This window comes from Pseudomonas sp. 5C2 (genome assembly GCF_034314155.1).
In the GTDB taxonomy this organism is placed as follows: Bacteria; Pseudomonadota; Gammaproteobacteria; order Pseudomonadales; family Pseudomonadaceae; genus Aquipseudomonas.
This window is the reverse complement of record NZ_JAVIWH010000003.1, coordinates 1,850,793-1,870,806: the sequence shown is the minus strand read 5'-3', so window position 1 is coordinate 1,870,806 and position 20,014 is coordinate 1,850,793. Positions and strand designations below refer to the sequence as shown.

Genomic DNA, 20,014 nt, shown 5'->3' with positions numbered 1-20,014 from the left:
TCATTTCAATAGACCTTTTGGAGTCAGCGTGCGTTGCAACCATTGCAGAAGCAGGTCGGCGAAGATGGCCAGAAGACTGACCAGTACGGCGCCGACGATCAGCATCGACATATCGCTGCGGCTGATTGAAGCGAGAATAAGTACACCCAGGCCACCGGCACCGATGGTCGCGGCAATGGTCATGACGCCAATGTTCATCACCACGGCAGTACGCACTCCGGCGAGAATCACTGGCACGGCGATGGGCAACTCGACCATCCGCAGGCGCTGACCGAAGGTCATACCGATGCCTTTGGCCGCTTCACGAATGCCAGGGTCGACCCCTGTCAATGCCAGGTAGGTGTTACGCATGATCGGCAGCAGCGAGTACAGAAATACCGCGGTGATCGCCGGCATCGGCCCGAGGCCCTGGCCGAACTTCGAATAGAACGGCAGCAACAGACCGAACAAAGCAATCGAGGGCACGGTGAGCAGAACCGTGGCGCTGGCTTGCAGCGGACCGGCCAATGCCGGGAAGCGCGTCATTAATACGCCCAACGGGACGCCAACCACGATGGCCAGGGTCACGGCGATCCCGACCAGGGTGATGTGCTGCCAGGTCAGGTGCAGGACCAGCGGCCAGTCCAGATGGGAGAAGGTGCTGAAGATATTCATTGCTTCTCCTTATTGTCTTGAGGGACAGGGTGCAGTGGGTGCTCGCGCAGAAAGTCCGCAGCAACGATAGAGGGGCTGTCGTGATCGACATCGACCCGCGCATTGAGCGCGCGCATGGTGGTGTCATCCAGCAGTTCGGCCAGCGGCTTTAGCTGCGCAGCGAGGTCCGGATGAGCGTCCAGGTATTCCTGGCGAATCACCGGTGCGGCGGTGTAGTCCGGAAAGTAATGTTTGTCGTCTTCGAGTAGCTTGAGCTGGAACGCGTTCAGGCGCCCGTCCGTGGTGTAGACCAACCCGGCGAAAACCTGGCCGTTACGCAGCGCGGTGTAGACCAGCCCGGCATCCATCTGGCGGATGCTCTCGCGGTTCAGGTTCATGTCGTATTGCTTGACCATCCCAATCAAACCGTCGGAACGGTTGGCGAACTCGGTATCCAGCGCAACGATGTGTTTGTCTTTCACCTGGTCTTTCAGGACGCGGCTCAGGTCGCTGATGGTGTTGATCTGCGGGTACTGGTCAGCGACTTTTTTCGGCAACGCCAACGCGTAGGTGTTACTGAATTTCGACGGCGAGAGCCAGACCAGCCCCTTCTTCGCATCCAGCGTTTTGACCCGTTCAAAGGTCTGCGCGCTATCGAGTTTTTCGTCGACATGGTTGTAACTCACCAGGGATACCCCGGTGTACTCCCAGATCAAATCCAGTTGCCCGCTTTCTTGCGCACTACGTGCCAGAGTACTACCCAGGCCACCGGTCACGTTGACGTCGTAGCCCTTAGTGCGCAAATACTGAGCGGTGAGTTCCGCGAGGATCGTTTGCTCGGTAAACACTCGGGCACCGACGCGGATTACCGGCTTTTCAGCCGCTTGGGCAAATCCCGAGAGCAGCAAGGCAAAGCCTATAAATAAGCATGATCTTTTCATTGGAATTCCTTTCAATCAGCGGGTCAGACCGCGTTCCAGCCAGAGTCGGCTCGCCAGTGTCACCACGCCATCAAGCAGCAGTGCGAGCAAGGCGGTACACGCCGCGCCGAGCAATAGCTGCGGCTGATTGTTCAAGGCGATGCCGGGAAAAATCAGACTGCCCAGACTGTTGGCGCCAATCAGAAAGGCCAGCGGTGCCGTCCCGACATTGATCGCCAAGGCCACCCGCACACCACCGACGATAATCGGCACGGCATTCGGCAATTCGACACGCAGCAGCACCTGGGTGGGTGTCATACCGATGCCGACTGCGGCTTCCTTGAGTGAACCCTGAACATTTTTCAGGCCTTCATAGGTGTTGCGCACGATGGGCAACAATGAGGCGAGGAACAGGGCGAAGATGGCCGGTCCGCTGCCAATCCCGAGAATACCAAGGGCAATGGCCAGCACGGCGAGAGGTGGGACGGTGTTACCAATATTGAAAATCTGCATGAAGCGTTCGGCGCGGCCAACCATGTTCGGTCGGCTGAGGGCAATGCCAGCCGGGATTCCGACCAACAGGGCTGCCAACATTGAAAACATCACCAGAATCAAATGGGCTTGCAGATAAAACAATAGATCGTCTTGGTACTGTAAGAGGGTACTGATGCCGATCCAGTGGATCAGCAGGGCCAGAAATGCGATGACAACCGCACCTCCCAATAGCCCCTTGCCATAGCGATTAGCCACAGGCGGACTCCTTATTTCAGTCGGCAAACGCGTTGCAAGGCCAGCCAATACTGGCAGCACACAAACGTTCGCGAAGAGCAGCGGGTGGGTCGCCGTTAAGGGGTTAACCTCGGCGAAAACACAAGCCATAAGCGCAGCTTCGTCAAGCTAACTTGCTGATTTTTCAACCCCTGACGTTGGCTGTAACAGGGGAGTGGACGTCTCCACGACCTGAAAGGTTCCCACGAAAGACACTATTTCGCCACCTTTGATCGACTGAGCGGTTCGGTTATTGCATCAATTTGGGCTATAATCGGCGCCCTTTTTTGAATCACCTGCCAGGCGATTTCCCATGAGCAACCAGGCCGCCGAAGTCGCGAAACGCCGCACTTTCGCCATTATTTCCCACCCGGATGCGGGTAAGACCACCATCACCGAAAAATTGCTGTTGATGGGTAAGGCCATTGCTATCGCCGGCACGGTGAAGTCACGTAAATCCGACCGCCATGCGACGTCCGACTGGATGGAGATGGAGAAACAGCGCGGGATTTCCATCACCACATCGGTCATGCAGTTCCCGTATCGCGATCACATGATCAACCTGCTCGACACCCCGGGCCACGAAGACTTCTCCGAAGACACCTACCGCACCCTGACGGCAGTGGACTCGGCATTGATGGTGCTCGATGGTGGTAAAGGCGTCGAACCACGGACCATCGCGTTGATGGATGTCTGCCGTTTGCGCGACACACCGATCATCAGCTTTATCAACAAGCTCGACCGCGACATCCGCGACCCTATCGAACTGCTCGACGAAATCGAAGCCGTCCTCAAGATCAAGGCTGCGCCGATCACCTGGCCCATAGGCTGCTACCGCGATTTCAAGGGCGTGTACCACCTGGCCGACGACTACATCATTGTCTACACCGCCGGTCACGGCCATGAGCGTACCGACGTCAAGATCATCGAAAAGCTCGATTCGGATGAAGCCCGCGCCCACTTGGGTGATGAGTACAAACGCTTCGTCGATCAGCTCGAATTGGTGCAAGGCGCCTGCCACGAGTTCAACCAGCAAGAGTTCCTCGACGGCCAGTTGACCCCGGTGTTCTTCGGCACGGCACTGGGTAACTTCGGTGTCGATCACGTACTGGACGCTGTTGTGAACTGGGCACCTCAACCGTTGGCCCGGGTTGCCAATGAGCGCACGGTAGAACCGAACGAAGAAAAGTTCAGCGGTTTCGTGTTCAAGATTCAAGCGAACATGGACCCTAAACACCGTGACCGTATCGCCTTCATGCGTATCTGTTCGGGTCGCTATGACAAAGGTATGAAGATGCGCCACGTGCGTCTGGGTAAAGAAGTGCGGATCGGCGACGCGCTGACGTTCTTCTCCTCCGAACGTGAGCAGTTGGAAGAAGCCTACGCTGGCGACATCATCGGCCTGCACAACCACGGCACGATCCAGATTGGTGACACCTTCACCGAAGGCGAGAACCTGGGCTTTACCGGTATCCCGCACTTCGCACCGGAACTGTTCCGCCGCGTGCGTCTGAAGGATCCACTCAAGTCCAAGCAGTTGCGTCAGGGCTTGCAGCAATTGGCCGAAGAAGGCGCCACGCAGGTGTTCTTCCCGACGCGCAGCAACGACATCATCCTCGGCGCCGTGGGCGTTCTGCAGTTCGATGTGGTTGCCAGCCGCCTGAAGGAAGAATACAAAGTCGAGTGCGCCTACGAGCCGATCACCGTGTGGTCAGCCCGCTGGATTGAATGCAGCGACAAGAAAAAGCTCGAGGAATTCCAGATCAAGGCCGTGGAAAACCTTGCAGTCGATGGCGGCGGTCACCTGACCTACCTGGCACCGACCCGGGTCAACCTGGCCCTGATGGAAGAGCGCTGGCCCGATGTGAAATTCCGCGCAACGCGTGAGCATCACTGACAGTCTTGTCGGCAGTCAGCTCAGGCACGAAGATGGCTCCAGCGGTCGCTATTGCAGCTGTCCCGCGCGCCCCAGCCAGCCCGGCGCAGCTTTTTGCAGCCACTCGCTGGCGACCGGATTGTGCCTGACGCGGCTGTCGAAAAAGGCCTGGCTGATCACCTGAATGGCGGCGACTTGTTTAGGGTCCGGAACAGGCTCGGCACCGACCGGGCTGTGACTGGAGCTTGCAGATCGGGCGCTTTTGCCCTTGGCATGACTTTTCCCGCCAGGGGTGTGCTCGTCGCCTGGCGGCTTGCTTATACCTTTTCTGTCAGGCGGAATAGGTACCAAATCAGAGCCGGACAAGGTTTTGTAAGTAGAGCGCGCCAGCTTCAGGCGATAGCTGCCAGCAACCGTCACCGACTCGCCGAGTAATTCCCTCTGTTGGTAAGAGCTGACCCAATTAAAGGGGTCTTCGTCGTCCGGGCTGGTTATCGTCAGTACCGGCGAAGTTATGCGAGCGAACACCTCAGGCCTGGCCCCGACGTCAACATAAGGACTGAGCAGCAGCAAGGCTTTGGGCTGAATATCAACGCCCGATGCGACTCCCGCTTCTCCCGCGCCAGCCACCGCAGCGGCAGTCTGCGCACCCAAGTCAAAACCGGCCACGACCACTTGATTCCAGTCGATGGAAGCAAGTTGCGCATCACCTTTCGCTGCCCGTGCCCGTACTTCAGTCAGCACCTTTTGCAGGGTTGCCAGACGGTCGCGCAGGGCTGGACCGGAGTAGCGATCAGCCGCCAGCTCACGAAATACAACCGCTTGGGCCTGACTCGTGGAATAGAGTGCCGGGCCGTAGTATTGCCCCTGAATCGACAACACCGCGTACCCGGCCTGCGCCCAGGCATTACGCCACTCTTCACCTGCCGTGGCGGACTCGCCGAGGCCCGGCAAGTAGATAATCAGCGGTAAACGCTCGTGGGTGTCGGGCGCCAACCAAGCAACATCGACCGATTGCCGCCCGAGCTGCCAGGTCTCATTCCAGTTGGAAATGTCGTTGCGGGCAGGTTGATAGGCCGTGGCCAGATCCTGATTAACCAATTCGGCGAATTTGATGTGCGGGTCAGCTGGGTCGCTGGCGCAGCCAGCTATCAGGCCCAGGGTGCCGATCAGCACACTTGCAGCAAGCCAGTGTCGCGGTTGAAGAATCATATGCCCCACAAAGTTCATCCCTATCAGTTGGCTCGGCCATAACGAGCAAGCCTAACCGTACCGGCCTCATGCAACGAGTGGGGCACGGTAAATAATAGGTAAATCATCCCTACGCGGCGTAGTTCGCCAACTTCTTTTGGATGAAATCCAGAAAGCATTGAATGCGCAGCGCCAACTGCGAGTTCCGGTAGTACACCGCATGAATCGGTTGCCGATAACCGCTGTTGGCTTCCGGCAGAATCACCTGCAGGCGCTTAAGGCGGATGTCTTCGTGAGTCATGAAGTGCGACAGGCAGACAATGCCCTCCCCGGCCAACGCCAATTGACGCAAGGTCTCGCCACTGGAGGCGGACACCGCAGGCTGGATCTGCAATCGATCACCCTCAGCGTGACGCAACGGCCAATGGTTCAAGCTTTCTGTCTGGGTAAAGCCGAGCAAAGCATGGCTTGCCAGTGCCTCAACGGTGGTCGGCGTGCCATGTTTTTTGAGGTAAGCCGGGCTGGCGAGAATACTCAACGGACTACTGCCCAACGAGCGCGCATGCAGCGTCGAATCGGCGAGGACACCAATGCGAATCGCCACATCCGTGCTTTGCTCAAGCAAGTCGATGACCAGGTCGTTGCTGTTCAGTTCAAGCTGAATGTCCGGGTACAGCGTGCGGAACTCGGCGACGTAAGGCACCACCGCGTGCAGCATGAACGGCGACGCGGCGTTGATCCGTAAACGGCCGGAGGGCACGTGTTGGCGCAGGGACAAGCGTTCTTCAAGTTCATCCATTTGCGCCAGAATCTGCTTGGCTTTTTCGAGGAAAAACTTGCCCTCTTCCGTCAAGTCCATGCGTCGCGTGGTGCGATTGATAAGGGTGGTTTCCAGCTTCGCCTCAAGCCGCGACAATGTCCTGCTGATCGCCGAAGGGGTTTGCCCCATGTGTTCGGCAGCAGCGGAAATCGAGCCGCTTTCAATCACCGAAACGAATACCTGCAACTCATCTGATCTGGCTTTCACTTTTGTCTCCTGCTCAAAACCGGCTAAATATTAGCCTTGTTTTTCGCAAAAGACAGGCTGTTCATTCGCGACGCATGTCCCTGGTTGCGCCTACAGAATCAGATGCTGAATACGTCAGCCAGATGCCGCTCATAGCGCTTCACATCAGCCTCTATGGCCGGGACTTTCATCACGTCGACAGAGAGGAACGTCGGCAACGCTGTCAGGCCCAAAAACTCGTTGGCTTTATGGAACGGGAAGTACACCGCATCCACGCCTTCCCCTTCGAAGAAATCGCTCGGGTCATCGAATGCTTGCTGTGGCGCGTTCCAGGTGGCGGAAATCATGTACTGCTTACCCTGCAATAAACCACCGCTACCGTATTTCTGCGATGCATCGGAGCGGGTACGACCGTCGTTGGCGTACAGGCTGCCATGACCTTCGGTAAACACTTCATCGACGTACTTCTTCACAGTCCACGGCGCGCCCATCCACCAGCCTGGCATCTGGTAAATGATCACGTCGGCCCAGATAAATTTGGCCACTTCTTCAGCCACGTCATAACCGGCGTCGATTTGGGTTTCTTTGATATCAAAACCGGAGTGATCAAGGAACGCCACTGCCGCATTATGCAAGGTGGCGTTATACAAACCTTCGGAGTGCGCGAATTTTTTGCCGCCGTTCAATAACAGAATTTTTTTCATGAAAGGTCTCATCAGTATTCAATTGCAAGCCGCACTGCAGACGCGGCTGATTGAGGAGGTTAAAAAATTGACTGACGGCAGAGTACCGATAAGACCGCGAATGAATAAGCCGCAGCCGGGCAAAATACTTTTGACTCAAGCGCACGAATAGCACTTAGATTATTGCTGCTGGGTTTTGAGGCATCGCGTGCGGGCCCCGCGCTTCTGGATAGCTCAGTGTCGAGCACAGACAATTGCCCCTGACGTAACCGACCTATGGTGTCCGAGCGCGGACTGCACCGTCTGACAACCGCGCCCCCACCCTTGGAGTTGTCATGTCTACGCCGATTACCGTCCTTCGCAATACTCACCCACTGCCCCTGCTCGACGCCTGCAAATGGGAAAAACTCGAAGGTGACCCGCACACCGTCAACCTCAACGCCTACACCTCCGAGGATGGCAGCAAGATCATGGGCACCTGGATCTGCACCCCTGGCAAGTGGCGGGTGGATTATGTGAAGTGGGAATACTGCCATTTCCAGGAAGGCTACTGCATCATCACCCCTGACGGCATGGCGCCGATCCACCTGCGGGCGGGCGATATTTTTATTGTTGAGCCTGGAATGAAGGGGACGTGGGAAGTCGTTGAGACTGTGCGCAAGTATTTTGTTTTTGCTTGAGCTGTTGTTTATCGATCAGCGCCAGTCATGGTGAAAACATCAGCCGTGACCAAGTAGACCGGAGAGGTCCAGCGACGGCTGTACGTGGAACGCTGGCCGCGCCAGGCGCTCGGAAATGAGTGCCTGGCGCGATCCGCGAGTGCCCTCGGACGCTGCAGGCCCGGACTACTACCGACCACATCGGCTTTCAAGATGGACTTCGAGCTACACACCACTAGCTGCGCATTCGAATGCAGCCTCATAGTGCTTCGGTTTGATGCCCTGCCGCCCATCTCGAGTGATGCCTTTATGATCGGAGCGCCCCCTGTGAGCCTGCAATTACATCACTTTGAAAGTGCCCATGCCGTATAGCGTCTTGATGCTGGTGCATGTCACGGCGGAGGCGTTTTCCCAGGCATTGGATTGGTAGTCCATTGGCTGGGCCCGCGCCCGCGTTGCAATCGTTATGACCAGCCATCACCACGCAATAACATTACTTCATAGCACCTGACTTCATGGCGCCAGGAGCCATAGAGTCAGCAGCTTTAGTGCCTGGAGCCATGGCGCCTGGAGCCATGGTATCAGCCGCCATGGCGCCAGCAGCTTTGGTGCCTGCGGCCATAGAGCCATGAGCCATGGTATCAGCCGCCATAGAGCCATGAGCCATAGTGTCAGCAGCCATGGCGCCAGCAGCTTTAGTGCCAGCCGCCATAGAGCCAGGAGCCATAGTGTCAGCCGCAATGGCGCCAGTGGCCATCGAAGAGAACGCGAGTGCCACGGCAACGAGTTTAAGAATGTTCATGATGACTTCTCCAGAGCAATGAGGGGTAGTCCGCATGCCAGTGCGCTCGAGCACTGTACTTACGATCCGTAAGGTAGTTCGCCGTCGCTCGCCATCTGGTTACAGCGATCTGGAAATATTTTTTCGAACGTTTTTTCTGGCCTGCTCCGTCAACCCCGGCAAGAATGTTTGCGGTTTTGGCGTAATCAACGCTCACAGCAGTTTCGATCCCCGCTCGCTGCGAGATGGCCAGCGGAAGGCCGTGCTAAAAAATAATTCACCTATTGTGTAACCAGAGCGAGCGATGGACCGAACTACACATAACGAGTCGTTACGCAGCCGCGAAATATATCTTCAAGCGCTGTTCCTCGCAGGACTGAGGGGTGATGAAACGGCCTACCGGACGTTTCTTTCTGAATTGAGCACGCATCTACGCGGCTTTCTCAGGGCCAGGCTTCAGCGCCAGCCGGGCGAAATCGAAGATTTGCTGCAAGAGGTATTGCTGGCCGTGCATAACGGACGCCAGACATACCGGGGCGAGCAGCCTTTGACCGCCTGGGTTTTCGCCATTGCGCGTTATAAACTCACGGATCTTTTCCGGGCACGTTCGCGTCACGACGTATTCAATGACTCCATCGACGATGCGATGGAGCTGCTTGCCGAGTCACATCTAGAGCCTGCGCAGGCTAGCCGCGACCTGGACAAACTGCTTGAGCAGTTACCCGACCGTCAGCGCCTACCCATCATGCACGTGAAACTCGAAGGTTGGTCGGTCGCAGAAACAGCTCAGATGACGGGATTGTCCGAGTCAGCGGTAAAGATTGGCGTACACCGCGGGCTCAAAGCCCTGGCGGCAAAGATCCGAGGCACACGATGAAAACTGATGATCTTGTTTCACTGCTCGCCGCTGGCGTCACACCAATAGACCGGTGGGCGCTTGCCAAGCGCTTCGGCATCGCAGTCCTGATTGGAGTGCTCGGTGCGGGCCTGCTACTGGTTTCGACCCTGGGTGTGCGCGCAGACCTCGCCCAAGTATCAGTAACCGCAACTTTCTGGGCAAAAACCGCCTTCCCGCTGAGTCTGGCGATCGGGGCGCTGTTGATGGTAACCCGCTTGGGCAGACCGGGCATGAGCAGCGGATACGGCGGGTTACTGGTCAGCGCTGCAGTCGCCGCGGTCTGGTTGAGCGGGGTTTATGTGCTGGCCGTCGCGACGCCCGGCACACGGGTCTCCATGCTGCTCGGCAAAACCTGGCGAGTGTGTGTGCTGAATATCATGCTGCTCTCGATCCCCGGATTCATCGCGGTGTTCTGGGCGCTGAGAGGCCTTGCACCGACCCGTTTGGCATTGACCGGTGCCTGTGGTGGCTTGCTCGCGGGATCGATGGCGACCCTCGTCTATTGCCTTCATTGTCCCGAGACGGGAGTGCCGTTCTGGGGTGTCTGGTACACGCTTGGCATGTTACTGCCAACAGTCATCGGCGCAGCATTGGGGCCACGCTGTCTGCGCTGGTAACCAACGCATTCACCGTGCGGGCTTATCCAGCACGTTAGATACATTCAGACGTTGACGAGTGCGGGAACGACCTCCGGACGCGTTCGAAAACGGTTGAACCAGAGGTAAACCACCGGTGTGGTGTACAACGTCAACAGTTGTGAGACCGCCAGACCGCCGACGATGGCGATACCCAGTGGCTGCCGTAATTCAGAACCGGCGCCATGACCGAACGCCAACGGCACTGCACCCAGCAATGCGGCCAGCGAGGTCATCAGGATCGGTCTTAGGCGTAGCAGACAACCCTCACGTACGGCCTCGCGAGGCGACAAGCCCTGCGCTTCTGCCGCCAGCGTAAAGTCGACGATCATGATCGCGTTCTTCTTGACGATGCCAATCAGCAGAATGATGCCAATCATCCCGAGCACCGACAGGTCTTGTCCGCACATAATCAACGCCAACAGCGCCCCGAAACCCGCCGATGGCAGCGTGGAGATAATCGTCAGCGGATGGATCGCGCTTTCGTACAGGACGCCCAGCACGATATAAACGGTCAGGATCGCCGCAAGAATCAGCCATGGCTGGGACTTTAGTGAGTCTTGAAATGCCTGAGCGGTCCCCTGAAAACTACCCACAACACTGTCAGGCAACGCCACCGCCAGCGATGCTTGCTGAATCGCGGTAACGGCCTCGCTCAAGGCGTGTCCCGGTGCCAGGTCGAACGACAGCGTGATCGCCGGGAACACACCTTGATGGTTGATGATAATCGGCATCAGTTCGTTCTTGATGTCGGACAGCAGGTTCAACGGCACCAACGTGCCAGAACTCGAACGGACGTACAGATGACCCAGTGTCGCAATGGACAACTGCCAGCGCGGATCGATCTCCAGGATGACCTGATTCTGGTCCAGTTGCGTGAACATCGTCGCCACCTGACGCTGGCCGAAGGCGTCATACAACACGTCGTCGATGGACTGTACCGAGACCCCCATCCGAGCCGCCGTTGCCCGATCGATCACTAGGGTTGCCTGTGTCGCCGCGTGCTGTTGATCGGAGGTGACATGTTGTAGCTGCGGCAAACCCTTGAGCTTTTCCAAAAGCACCCCGCTCCAATGATCCAGTTCAACACTGTCCGGGTCCTGAAGGGTGTATTGATACTGCGTCTTGCTGGCCCGCCCGCCGACTTGTATGTCCTGGTTGGCTTGCATGAACAGTTTGATCCCGGGGACTTTGTCGAGCTGCGGCTGTAACCGGGCGATCACCTGCTGGGCAGACGTGGTGCGATCGCTGAAGGGTTTGAGGTTGATCATCACCTTGCCCTGGCTGATCGTAGGGTTCGGTCCGATCCAGAAATAGACCTTGGCCACGGCCGGGTCCTGGCCGACGATATTCGCGAGAAGAGCAACCTGATCACGCATCGCCTTGGGCGAAATATCCGGTGCAGCTTCAGCCACGCCCTGAATCAAGCCATTGTCCTGTTGCGGGAAAAAGCCCTTGGGTATGTAGACATACAATGCCGCCGTCGCCACGAACGTCGCCATCGCGACCGCCAGGGTCAAGCGTTGATGGTCGAGCACCCAGTCAAGGCTGCGGCGATACCCATTCAGGATGCCGGTAAATGCGTTTTCACAGCCCTGCGAGAAGCGCCCTGGACGGGATTCCTCCTCGTGCTTGAGTAACCAGGCGCAGAGCATCGGGGTGATTGTCAGCGACACAATGCACGACATTAAAATGGCCACACTGACGGTCACCGCAAACTCACGCATGAGCCGCCCGACGATGCCGCCCATCAGCAGAATTGGCAAGAACACGGCAATCAGCGACACCGTCATCGAGACAATGGTGAACGCCACTTCACGCAGCCCATCCACCGCTGCCTGCATTCGGGACTTTCCCATCTCCAGATGGCGGACAATGTTTTCCATGACCACGATGGCATCGTCGACCACAAACCCCACGGCAATCGCCAGTCCCATGATCGACAGGTTATCGAGGCTGTAGCCGAGCAGGTACATCACCGCGAAAGTCGCCACCAACGACAACGGAATCGTCAGACTCGGAATCAGCGTTGCGGTCGCTTTGCGCAGAAAAACGAAAATGACCACGACAACCAGTGCAATAGAGAGCATCAGGGTGAACTGAACGTCGTTAACCGACGCTTCGATGGTCTGCGTACGGTCGCCCACCACTTGAACCTGAACATCGCGAGGCAATGAAGCGGTCAGCTCCGGCAGCCGTGATTTAATCGTCTTAATCGTCGACAGAACGTTGAAACCAGGCTGTTTATGGATGTCGACAATGATAGTCGGCTGTCCACCGATGGCCGCTGCTTGCCGGGTGTCTTCGGCACCATCGATGACCTTACCCAGGTCGCCCAGCTTGATGGGCACACCGCTTTTGTAGGCCACGACCTGATCACGATAGCCCTTGGGATCAAGCAATTGGTCAGTGGCGCCAAGGGTGATCGAACGGTACTGGCCATCAAGGCTGCCTTTGGGCTGGTCGAGGGTACTCAGGCCGATCACACTGCGCACATCTTCCAGTGTCAGACCGCGAGCGGCCAACGCGTCCGGGTCGATCTGGATACGCACGGCAGGTTTTTGTTCGCCATGAAAATCCACCATGCCGACCCCAGGCAGCTGCGACAGCTGCTGGGCCAGGTAGTTATCGGCATAGCGGTCCAGCTCGGGCAAGGTGCGGGTCGGTGAGGTAAGGGCCAACGACAACACCGTGAACTCCGCAGGGTTGACCTTGTTGAACGTCGGCGTGCTGGTCATGGTTTTTGGAAGCGTGGCACTGGCAGTATTGATCGCCGACTGCACGTCCTGAGCAGCACCATCAATATCGCGGGACAGGTCGAATTGCAGCACGACCTGGGTTTTGCCCGCCGCGCTGGTGGAGGTCATCGAAGTGACCTGTGGTATCGCCGAAAACGCTCTCTCCAGCGGGGTCGCCACCGACGTCGCCATGGTTTCGGCACTGGCCCCGGACAATTTCGCAGTGACTTGAATGGTCGGGAAATCCACGGTCGGCAGTGGGGCCACGGGCAACTGGAAGTACGCGAAGCTCCCCAGCAGCATCACCCCCACCGCCAACAGGCTCAGACCTACGCGACGCGGGATCAAGCTCGACAGTGCGTTCATCGAGGAACCTCTATAACGGCGGTCGATTGCGATTCAGCCAGTGTTTGTGCGGCGCTTGCTTCGGACTTGATCGCCGCGACCCGAATACCCGGTGCGATACGCGACTGCCCCTGCACGACGACGGTTTCACCGAGAGCCAGACCTTGGCGAATCCATTGTTGATCGGCCACTACCGACGAGGCATCCACCTGACGTGGCTCCACCCGTTGATCAGCATTGACGACGTACACGAACGAACCTTTCTGACCTTGCTGAACAGCGGTAGCTGGCACCACCGTGGCACCGCGCTGGGTGTGCAAGAGCAACCGCGCGCTGACCAATTGACCAGGCCACAATTGGCTTTGAGCATTGTCGAACTCGGCCTTGAGCTGGATCTGCCCACTGGCCGCCGACACCTGACTGTCGATGAAACTGAGATGACCGGTCGCGATCTGCTTTTTACCGTCCCGCGTTACAGCCACCACTTGCAATGCCTGTCGACCGTTCTCCTCGAGTATTTCGGGCAGGTCGTCCTGGGAGACAGAAAAGGCCACAGAAATCGGATTCATCTGGGTAATGGTGACCAGCCCGCTGGCCTCCGCGCCATGCGCAATTGAGCCAACGTCCAGTAAGCGTTGGCCGGTGCGCCCAGTCAGCGGCGCCATGACGTGGGTAAAGCTCAACTGCAGCCGGGCGTTATCGAGCACCGCCTGATCCGCTTGAACGGTGGCCTGCTGGGCCGCCAGTTGAGCGCGGAAGGTGTCCACATCCTGCGTAGGTCCCGCCTTGGCCTGCGCCAGCTTGATGGCCCGATCAAGATTGACACGCAGGTTCGCCAGTTGCGCCTGATCCTTGGCCACCAAGGCCACTGCCTGCGCTACCTGGGCCTGATAGACCCGGGGGTCGATCTGCGCCAGTTGACTGCCCTCGGTGACCATCTGGCCCTCGGCGAACAGCACCTTCTGCAACTCACCATCGACCCGAACCCGCACGTTTACGCTGTTGAGCGGCTGCACGTTACCGATTGCTTCGAGCCATATAGGCAGGTCCTGTTGCTGGACTTGCTGCATGAGTACAGGGACTGCGGAATCCTGTTGGCCAATCGGCGCGGCCTGGGTTCGCCCCGCCCACGCGAAACGAGCCAGTAAAATCACGACGATCATCACGATGACCAGCCCAGGAAAACGCCAACGTGTAGGCAAAGCGGATGGCATGAAGTTCATGGATGGTCGGCCTTAACGGTGGGTGAAGAAAACACTGAGGTTTTCGAATAGGCGGTAATGGTTGCGGGCGTGAAGTCCCCCCCCAACGCCCGAAACAGGCCGACTGCAGCCTGCAAATGCTGCAAGCGGACCTGCAACAGACTGTCTTCGGCCTGGTATTGGGTGCACTCGACAATGAGCAGTGTCTGGAAGTCGGTGGAGCCCAGCCGATAACGGACCTGAGCCAGCCTGGCGGCTTCACGCGCGGAAGTGACTGCGGCCTGATTAAGCCTGTAGGTCTGATCAAGCTGATGCGCGGCGCTGAGCTGCGTCTCCACATCTTGCAGAGCCTCAATCACTGACTCCCGGTAACTGGCGGTCAACTCCTGAGCATGGGCCTGATCGACATTCAATTGACCTGTGAGCCGGCCGCCCGCGAACACCGGCTGGGCCAGCGTGCCGATGGCACTCCAGATGCCGCCGCCCGCGAGAGTGTCGACACCCCCCATCAGATCCAGCGAAATATTGGGAAGAAACGCCGCCCGTGCGACACCTACATCGAAGTTGGCCGATTTCAACCGAGCCTCCGCTGCTTGCACGTCCGGGCGTTGCCGCAACAGGCCGATGGGCAATCCCATAGCCGGGTGCGGAATCGCAAGGTCTTGCAAGCCGGTTTGATTAACCTGGAAACCTTGCGGTGGGACACCCACCAATACCGCAAGCTGATACAACGCCTGATCGCGCTGCTGACGCAATGGCGGCATCGCAGCCTGAAACGTCTGCAAGGCATTGCGTTGCTGTTCTACCTCAAGGTTGGAAACCACGCCTTGGCTGGCCTGGACCTCAACCAGTTCAAGCACCTGCTGCGCATCGTCGGCGATCGATTGAGCAAGGCGCAGTCGATCATCCAGCGACAGCACCTGAAAATACGTGGTAGCTATGGTCGCGCCCAAGGTCATTCGAAGCGTCTGGGCGTCGAACACACTCGCATTCGCCAGCGCGGTGGAAGAATCAGCCGCCGCCCGCGATTTGCCCCAGAAATCAACCTCGTAGGTGGCATCGGCAAACACGCTGCGTTTTGCGGTGGTCCCGTAATTATCCTGGCGCTGAACATTACCGCCGAGGGACAGCAGCGGGTACTGCGCAGCCCCCGCTACCTGTGCAAGGCCCCGCGCTTCATCGATCCGGCTCATGGCGGCCTTGAGCGTATAGTTTTCGCTCAGCCCCTTGGCGATCAGCCCGTCGAGTTCCTGACTGTGAAACTCTTTCCACCACAGCCCACCTGACGCTGGCGCCTCAGCGCCCCCCTGCGCCCCCGTCCACGCAAGGGCGAGCGGCACGTCGGGCTGGCTGTAGGAAGGCACCAGAGAACATCCCCCGAGCATCAGCCATCCAGTGAACACCAGGGACCGGACTGCCCGTCCTGATCTGATCGTTCGCCCTGGAGATAAACGCTGCGTGAGCGCCGACGGTAGTGTTGCGGCTGGCATGTGCTGATTGTCTCCGTTAACCCTTGTGGCATAACCCACGAATGGCACGAAGATAGCGAACGACGACTGTCAGAGCGGTCCTCTGTACTTAAACAATTGTTTAAGTAGCCCATCCGCACAACATGACTTTGAGCGCGCAGGATGCTGAACCGGGTTGTCAGATCGATTTGATGGGGTGATTTGATGGGGTGACGTCATTCGACACGAAGGTGAATGGATCTTGCGCCATCAATACCCTCAGCCCGCTCGTTGAGACGTTCAACGAGCGGGCCGGTGGCTATCAGGCTTGCCGCTTTACTCAGCCTTGCGATACGACTCGATAATCGCCGAGAAATCCTTGCCACCTTCGCCACGCAGGCTCATCGCCTGATACAGCTGTTGAGCCACCGCGCCGAGAATCACCGGCTGATGGGCGACCCGCGCGGCTTCGGTCGCCAAGCCCAGGTCCTTGAGCATCAGCTCCGCCCCGAAGCCACCGGTATAACCGCGTGACGCTGGCGCGGTTTCGACGATACCCGGCCATGGGTTATAGACCTCGGAACTCCAGCAACGCCCAGTGGAACTGTTGATGATACCGGCCAGAACGCCAGTATCGATCCCCAGCGAATTGCCCAGAGCCATGGCTTCGGCCACGCCGATCATGGAAATCCCCAGCAGCATGTTGTTGCAGATCTTGGCGATCTGCCCGGTGCCGACGTCACCGCAGTGGACGATGTTCTTGCCCATCTGCGCCAATACCGGTTTCAGTACTTCGAAGTGCTCTGCGCTGGCGCCAACCATGAAGGTCAGGGTCCCGGCTTGCGCACCGCCGGTGCCACCTGAAACAGGGGCATCACCCAGCACCACGCCTTGTTTGGCCGCAGTCGCCGCGACATCACGGATCGTCTGTGGATCGATCGTGCTGCAATCCACTGCGGGCACCCCTCGGGCGATGCCGGCCAATACGCCATCTTCATTCAGGTACACGCTGCGCACATGCGCTGCAGCCGGCAGCATGGTGATGACCAGCTCACTGCCCTTCGCCGCGTCCTTGGGCGAGGCGCTGATGTGACCACCCAGTGCGGCGAGCTCGGCCAGCACTGTCTGGTTGAGGTCAAACAGGTTCAGCTGATGACCGGCCTTGATCAAATTGCGGGCCATGGGCGCGCCCATGTTGCCGAGGCCGATGAATGCAATTTTCATAATCGTTCTCCTGTCAGGCGACTTAGCGCAGGTTGATCGTGGTGTTCACGCCATCGTTCACGCTGTCGTCGTCGAACCAGCGGCTGGTGACGGTTTTAGTCTGGGTGTAGAACTGCACCACTTGCTTGCCGTACGGACCCAGATCACCCAGTTTCGAACCACGCGAGCCAGTGAAGCTGAAGGATGGGACAGGTACAGGGATCGGAATGTTGATACCCACTTGGCCCACATCGATCTCACTCTGGAATTTGCGCGCCGCTGCACCACTTTGGGTAAACAGGCCTGTGCCGTTGCCGTACGGGTTGGCGTTGACCAGGGCAATCGCCTGATCGAGGGTGTCGACTTCCAGCACGACCAGTACCGGGCCGAAGATTTCCTGGGTGTAGATCTGCATTTCGGTGGTCACACCCGAGAACAAGGTTGGGCCAATGAAGTTACCGTCTTCAAACCCGGGTACCGAGACATCACGGCCATCCAGTTCCAGCTTGGCGCCTTCGCGAACACCGCTTTCGATCAGGCCCAACACACGTTCCTTGGCCCGCTTGGAAATCACCGGACCGACATCAGTACCGGCTTCGCTACCGGCATTGACCTTGAGTTTCTGCGCCAGAACCTTGAGGTCTGGCAGCCATTGTTTTGCCGCGCCCACCAACACCACCACAGACGTCGCCATGCAGCGCTGACCGGCGGCACCGAAGCCGGCACCGACCAACGCATTCAGGGTCTGCTCGCGATTAGCATCGGGCAGCACCACGGCGTGGTTTTTCGCGCCCATCATTGATTGCACGCGTTTGCCGTGTTGACCAGCAAGGTTGTAAACGTGAGTACCCACTGCGGTCGAACCGACGAAGGACACGGCCTTGATGGCTTTGTGGGTGCAGATCCCGTCCACCACTTGCTTGCCGCCGTGGACCACGTTAAGCACACCGGCTGGTACGCCCGCCTCGACGGCCAGTTCCACCAACAGCATAGTCGACAGCGGGTCTTGTTCCGACGGTTTGAGGACGAAGGTGTTACCGCAGGCGATGGCCATCGGGAACATCCACAGTGGAATCATTGCCGGAAAGTTGAAAGGCGTGATCCCGGCGCAAACGCCGATCGGTTGACGCAGGGTGTAGGTATCAACACCGCCCGCGACGTTTTCAGCGAACTCGCCCATCTGCAAAGTACCGATGGAGCACGCGTGTTCGACCACTTCCAGACCACGGAAGATGTCGCCTTCCGCATCGGCGATGGTCTTGCCCTGTTCTGCACTCAACACCACAGCGATGCGTTTCGAATGTTCGCGGATCAACGCCTGGAGCTTGAGCATGATGCGCATCCGCGCACCAATGGGGGTCAAGCGCCAGGTCTTGAAGGCTTGCTCGGCGGCCGCAACCGCAGCATTCAATTCAGACTCGGTGGCGAAGGGAACTTGCGCCAGCACTTCCTGAGTTGCCGGATTAACGATGTCGTGCCATTCGTTGGTCTGAGAATCGACCCACTCACCACCGATCAGCAGTTTGACGCGAGCCACGGCGGTGCCGTTTTTATTGATGGAAGGATTGAGCGAAGCGTTCATTGGAGTTCTCCTGGATTCGAGCGGCCCGATGCGGGCGGCAAAAAAAGTCAAAGCATGCGGCGGCTATAAGGTTCTGTGCCGTGCCGGGTCTGGTTTCATCAGGGCGGTGCAGAACAATGCCACCACGCCCATGCCGATCAGATAAACGATGACGTAATGAGGGCTACCATCAGAGTAGGCCAACAATTTGGTGGCGATCATCGGTGCGAAACCACCTCCCAGCACGCCGGCCAGTTGCACCGACACAGAGATGCCGCTGTAACGAATTTCTGCCGGGAATTGCCGGGCGAACAACAGCGATTCAGGCGCATACAGAATCGGAAACACCACGCCGACCGCCAGCACCATGGCCCACCAGACCAACAGTGGCTCGCGTGTTTCGAGCATGGCGAAGAACGGGTAGACGAATGCGCAAAGCAGTAATAGCCCGGCGAAGTACAAGCGACGTTGCCCGACCTTGTCGGACAGGTGCCCGCAGAGTGGCATGGTGATCAGTGATAGGGCCGCGCCAGCAGTGATGGCGTTGAGCACATCGCCACGCGGAATCTGCAACTGGTTGGCCGCGTAGGCCAGGGCGAACGTCACCGACATATAGAACCAGGCATTTTCTGCCGTTCGGGCGCCGATGATGGTCAGGGTTTCGCGCGGATGATTGCGCAGCACCTGAAACAGCGGGATCTTGACCGCGATATTCTGCTTTTTCATTTTTTCGAAGTCGGGTGATTCCGGAACTTTCAGACGAATCACCCAGCCGACGCCGAGCAGCACGATGCTGGCGATGAACGGCAGGCGCCAACCCCAGCTGAGCATGTCCGCTTCAGGCAATTTGGCAACCAGGCCCATGGCCAGCGATGCCAGCACCAGACCGGCACCCACACCGGTTTGCGGCAAGCTGCCGTAAAAGCCTTTCTTGCCTTCAGGCGCATGCTCAACGGCCATCAACACCGCCCCGCCCCACTCGCCGCCCACCGCCATGCCCTGGAGAAAGCGCATGAGCACCAGAATCAATGCGGCCCAGTAGCCGATCTGATCATAGGTGGGGATCAGGCCGATGATGATGGTCGGTATCCCCATCATCAGCAGCGTCAGTAACAGCATCGACTTACGCCCGATACGGTCGCCGAAGTGGCCGAAAATCACGCCGCCCAATGGCCGGCCGAGAAAGCCCACGGCATAGGTAGCGAAAGCTGCCAACACACCGCTGATAGGGTCCAGGGCGGGAAAGAAAATCTTGTTGAAGATGAGCGCGGCAGCCGTGCCATAGAGGAAAAAGTCGTACCACTCGATGGTCGTACCGGCCATGCTCGCCATACCGGCAAGCCGATAAGGTTTGGCCTTTTTCGCAGGGTTGGCACCGATTGCGCCAGCGTCCGCCGTTGTAGCGTTCTTCATAAACTCCTCCGCTTATTATTTTTGTGCAGGGTGTTATGGCAGGTGGGTGTTGCC

General features: G+C 58.1%; 17 protein-coding genes. 4 read left to right on the top strand and 13 right to left on the bottom strand.

Annotation, left to right across the window (positions count from 1 at the left end):
* Genes RGU44_RS23190 through RGU44_RS23180 form a run of 3 tightly spaced genes read right to left on the bottom strand, consistent with a single transcriptional unit; the run spans position 1 to position 2,303 of the window.
* Positions 1-654 (bottom strand): ABC transporter permease, encoded by a 654-nt coding sequence (locus RGU44_RS23190; protein WP_322278157.1) that lies wholly within the window; start codon positions 652-654, stop codon positions 1-3.
* Positions 651-1,574, bottom strand: coding sequence for a glycine betaine ABC transporter substrate-binding protein (locus RGU44_RS23185; RefSeq protein WP_322278155.1), 924 nt, complete (start codon positions 1,572-1,574; stop codon positions 651-653). Before RGU44_RS23185 ends, RGU44_RS23190 begins: the two co-directional genes overlap by 4 nt.
* A gap of 15 nt (positions 1,575-1,589) precedes the next feature.
* Positions 1,590-2,303 carry an ABC transporter permease gene (locus RGU44_RS23180; RefSeq protein WP_322278153.1) on the bottom strand — a complete coding sequence of 238 codons (714 nt, stop codon included), beginning with the start codon at positions 2,301-2,303 and terminating at the stop codon, positions 1,590-1,592.
* A 331-nt stretch (positions 2,304-2,634) separates the two neighbouring features.
* On the opposite strand from RGU44_RS23180, the gene RGU44_RS23175 reads away from it, so the two are divergent.
* On the top strand, positions 2,635-4,218 hold the full coding sequence (locus RGU44_RS23175; RefSeq protein ID WP_322278150.1) for a peptide chain release factor 3: 1,584 nt from the start codon (positions 2,635-2,637) through the stop codon (positions 4,216-4,218).
* A gap of 48 nt (positions 4,219-4,266) precedes the next feature.
* On the opposite strand, the gene RGU44_RS23170 is transcribed toward RGU44_RS23175, so the two are convergent.
* From RGU44_RS23170 to RGU44_RS23160, 3 genes are all read right to left on the bottom strand, one after another.
* On the bottom strand, positions 4,267-5,409 hold the full coding sequence (locus tag RGU44_RS23170) for an alpha/beta hydrolase (RefSeq protein ID WP_322278148.1): 1,143 nt from the start codon (positions 5,407-5,409) through the stop codon (positions 4,267-4,269).
* Between the two features lie 109 nt (positions 5,410-5,518).
* Positions 5,519-6,415, bottom strand: a complete 897-nt coding sequence (locus tag RGU44_RS23165; RefSeq protein ID WP_322278146.1) for a LysR family transcriptional regulator — start codon at positions 6,413-6,415, stop codon at positions 5,519-5,521.
* A gap of 98 nt (positions 6,416-6,513) precedes the next feature.
* A complete protein-coding gene (locus RGU44_RS23160) occupies positions 6,514-7,098 on the bottom strand; it encodes an NAD(P)H-dependent oxidoreductase (protein WP_322278144.1) in 585 nt (194 codons plus the stop codon).
* 314 nt (positions 7,099-7,412) lie between these two features.
* Here RGU44_RS23160 and RGU44_RS23155 point away from each other — a divergent pair, with 314 nt between their 5' ends.
* Entirely contained in the window at positions 7,413-7,757 is a 345-nt protein-coding gene (locus RGU44_RS23155) for a cupin domain-containing protein (protein ID WP_322278142.1), read from the top strand.
* Between the two features lie 472 nt (positions 7,758-8,229).
* On the opposite strand, the gene RGU44_RS23150 is transcribed toward RGU44_RS23155, so the two are convergent.
* The gene (locus tag RGU44_RS23150) at positions 8,230-8,538 is read right to left on the bottom strand and encodes a hypothetical protein (RefSeq protein ID WP_322278140.1); all 309 of its coding nucleotides are present in this window, start codon (positions 8,536-8,538) and stop codon (positions 8,230-8,232) included.
* 283 nt (positions 8,539-8,821) lie between these two features.
* Between RGU44_RS23150 and RGU44_RS23145 the strand changes: the two genes are divergently transcribed.
* Positions 8,822-9,394, top strand: coding sequence for a sigma-70 family RNA polymerase sigma factor (locus tag RGU44_RS23145; protein WP_322278138.1), 573 nt, complete (start codon positions 8,822-8,824; stop codon positions 9,392-9,394).
* Positions 9,391-10,032 carry a DUF1109 domain-containing protein gene (locus RGU44_RS23140; protein ID WP_322278136.1) on the top strand — a complete coding sequence of 214 codons (642 nt, stop codon included), beginning with the start codon at positions 9,391-9,393 and terminating at the stop codon, positions 10,030-10,032. The genes RGU44_RS23145 and RGU44_RS23140 overlap by 4 nt, the downstream gene beginning before the upstream one ends.
* A gap of 44 nt (positions 10,033-10,076) precedes the next feature.
* Here RGU44_RS23140 and RGU44_RS23135 read toward each other — a convergent pair whose 3' ends face one another.
* The 6 genes from RGU44_RS23135 to RGU44_RS23110 all read right to left on the bottom strand — a co-directional run bounded on the left by RGU44_RS23135 (position 10,077) and on the right by RGU44_RS23110 (position 19,960).
* The gene (locus tag RGU44_RS23135; RefSeq protein WP_322278134.1) at positions 10,077-13,154 is read right to left on the bottom strand and encodes an efflux RND transporter permease subunit; all 3,078 of its coding nucleotides are present in this window, start codon (positions 13,152-13,154) and stop codon (positions 10,077-10,079) included.
* Positions 13,151-14,356: an efflux RND transporter periplasmic adaptor subunit gene (locus RGU44_RS23130; protein ID WP_322278132.1), complete on the bottom strand. Its 1,206-nt coding sequence runs from the start codon at positions 14,354-14,356 to the stop codon at positions 13,151-13,153. The genes RGU44_RS23135 and RGU44_RS23130 overlap by 4 nt, the downstream gene beginning before the upstream one ends.
* Positions 14,353-15,720: an efflux transporter outer membrane subunit gene (locus tag RGU44_RS23125; protein ID WP_322278129.1), complete on the bottom strand. Its 1,368-nt coding sequence runs from the start codon at positions 15,718-15,720 to the stop codon at positions 14,353-14,355. The genes RGU44_RS23130 and RGU44_RS23125 overlap by 4 nt, the downstream gene beginning before the upstream one ends.
* A 399-nt stretch (positions 15,721-16,119) precedes the next feature.
* Positions 16,120-17,007, bottom strand: coding sequence for a 3-hydroxyisobutyrate dehydrogenase (gene mmsB / locus RGU44_RS23120; RefSeq protein WP_322278127.1), 888 nt, complete (start codon positions 17,005-17,007; stop codon positions 16,120-16,122).
* A 22-nt stretch (positions 17,008-17,029) separates the two neighbouring features.
* On the bottom strand, positions 17,030-18,568 hold the full coding sequence (locus RGU44_RS23115) for a CoA-acylating methylmalonate-semialdehyde dehydrogenase (RefSeq protein ID WP_322278125.1): 1,539 nt from the start codon (positions 18,566-18,568) through the stop codon (positions 17,030-17,032).
* Positions 18,569-18,631: 63 nt separating this feature from the next.
* Positions 18,632-19,960, bottom strand: coding sequence for an MFS transporter (locus RGU44_RS23110; protein WP_322278123.1), 1,329 nt, complete (start codon positions 19,958-19,960; stop codon positions 18,632-18,634).
* Positions 19,961-20,014: the final 54 nt, after the last annotated feature.

Bases quoted from the DNA above. Each gene is read 5' to 3' on its own strand.
- RGU44_RS23170 (WP_322278148.1), bottom strand. From the start codon at position 5,409: ATGATTCTTCAACCGCGACACTGGCTTGCTGCAAGTGTGCTGATCGGC.
- mmsB (WP_322278127.1), bottom strand. From the start codon at position 17,007: ATGAAAATTGCATTCATCGGCCTCGGCAACATGGGCGCGCCCATGGCC.
- RGU44_RS23190 (WP_322278157.1), bottom strand. From the start codon at position 654: ATGAATATCTTCAGCACCTTCTCCCATCTGGACTGGCCGCTGGTCCTG.
- RGU44_RS23185 (WP_322278155.1), bottom strand. From the start codon at position 1,574: ATGAAAAGATCATGCTTATTTATAGGCTTTGCCTTGCTGCTCTCGGGA.
- RGU44_RS23145 (WP_322278138.1), top strand. From the start codon at position 8,822: ATGGACCGAACTACACATAACGAGTCGTTACGCAGCCGCGAAATATAT.
- RGU44_RS23135 (WP_322278134.1), bottom strand. From the start codon at position 13,154: ATGAACGCACTGTCGAGCTTGATCCCGCGTCGCGTAGGTCTGAGCCTG.
- RGU44_RS23150 (WP_322278140.1), bottom strand. From the start codon at position 8,538: ATGAACATTCTTAAACTCGTTGCCGTGGCACTCGCGTTCTCTTCGATG.
- RGU44_RS23175 (WP_322278150.1), top strand. From the start codon at position 2,635: ATGAGCAACCAGGCCGCCGAAGTCGCGAAACGCCGCACTTTCGCCATT.
- RGU44_RS23115 (WP_322278125.1), bottom strand. From the start codon at position 18,568: ATGAACGCTTCGCTCAATCCTTCCATCAATAAAAACGGCACCGCCGTG.
- RGU44_RS23160 (WP_322278144.1), bottom strand. From the start codon at position 7,098: ATGAAAAAAATTCTGTTATTGAACGGCGGCAAAAAATTCGCGCACTCC.
- RGU44_RS23130 (WP_322278132.1), bottom strand. From the start codon at position 14,356: ATGAACTTCATGCCATCCGCTTTGCCTACACGTTGGCGTTTTCCTGGG.
- RGU44_RS23140 (WP_322278136.1), top strand. From the start codon at position 9,391: ATGAAAACTGATGATCTTGTTTCACTGCTCGCCGCTGGCGTCACACCA.
- RGU44_RS23125 (WP_322278129.1), bottom strand. From the start codon at position 15,720: ATGCTCGGGGGATGTTCTCTGGTGCCTTCCTACAGCCAGCCCGACGTG.
- RGU44_RS23155 (WP_322278142.1), top strand. From the start codon at position 7,413: ATGTCTACGCCGATTACCGTCCTTCGCAATACTCACCCACTGCCCCTG.
- RGU44_RS23110 (WP_322278123.1), bottom strand. From the start codon at position 19,960: ATGAAGAACGCTACAACGGCGGACGCTGGCGCAATCGGTGCCAACCCT.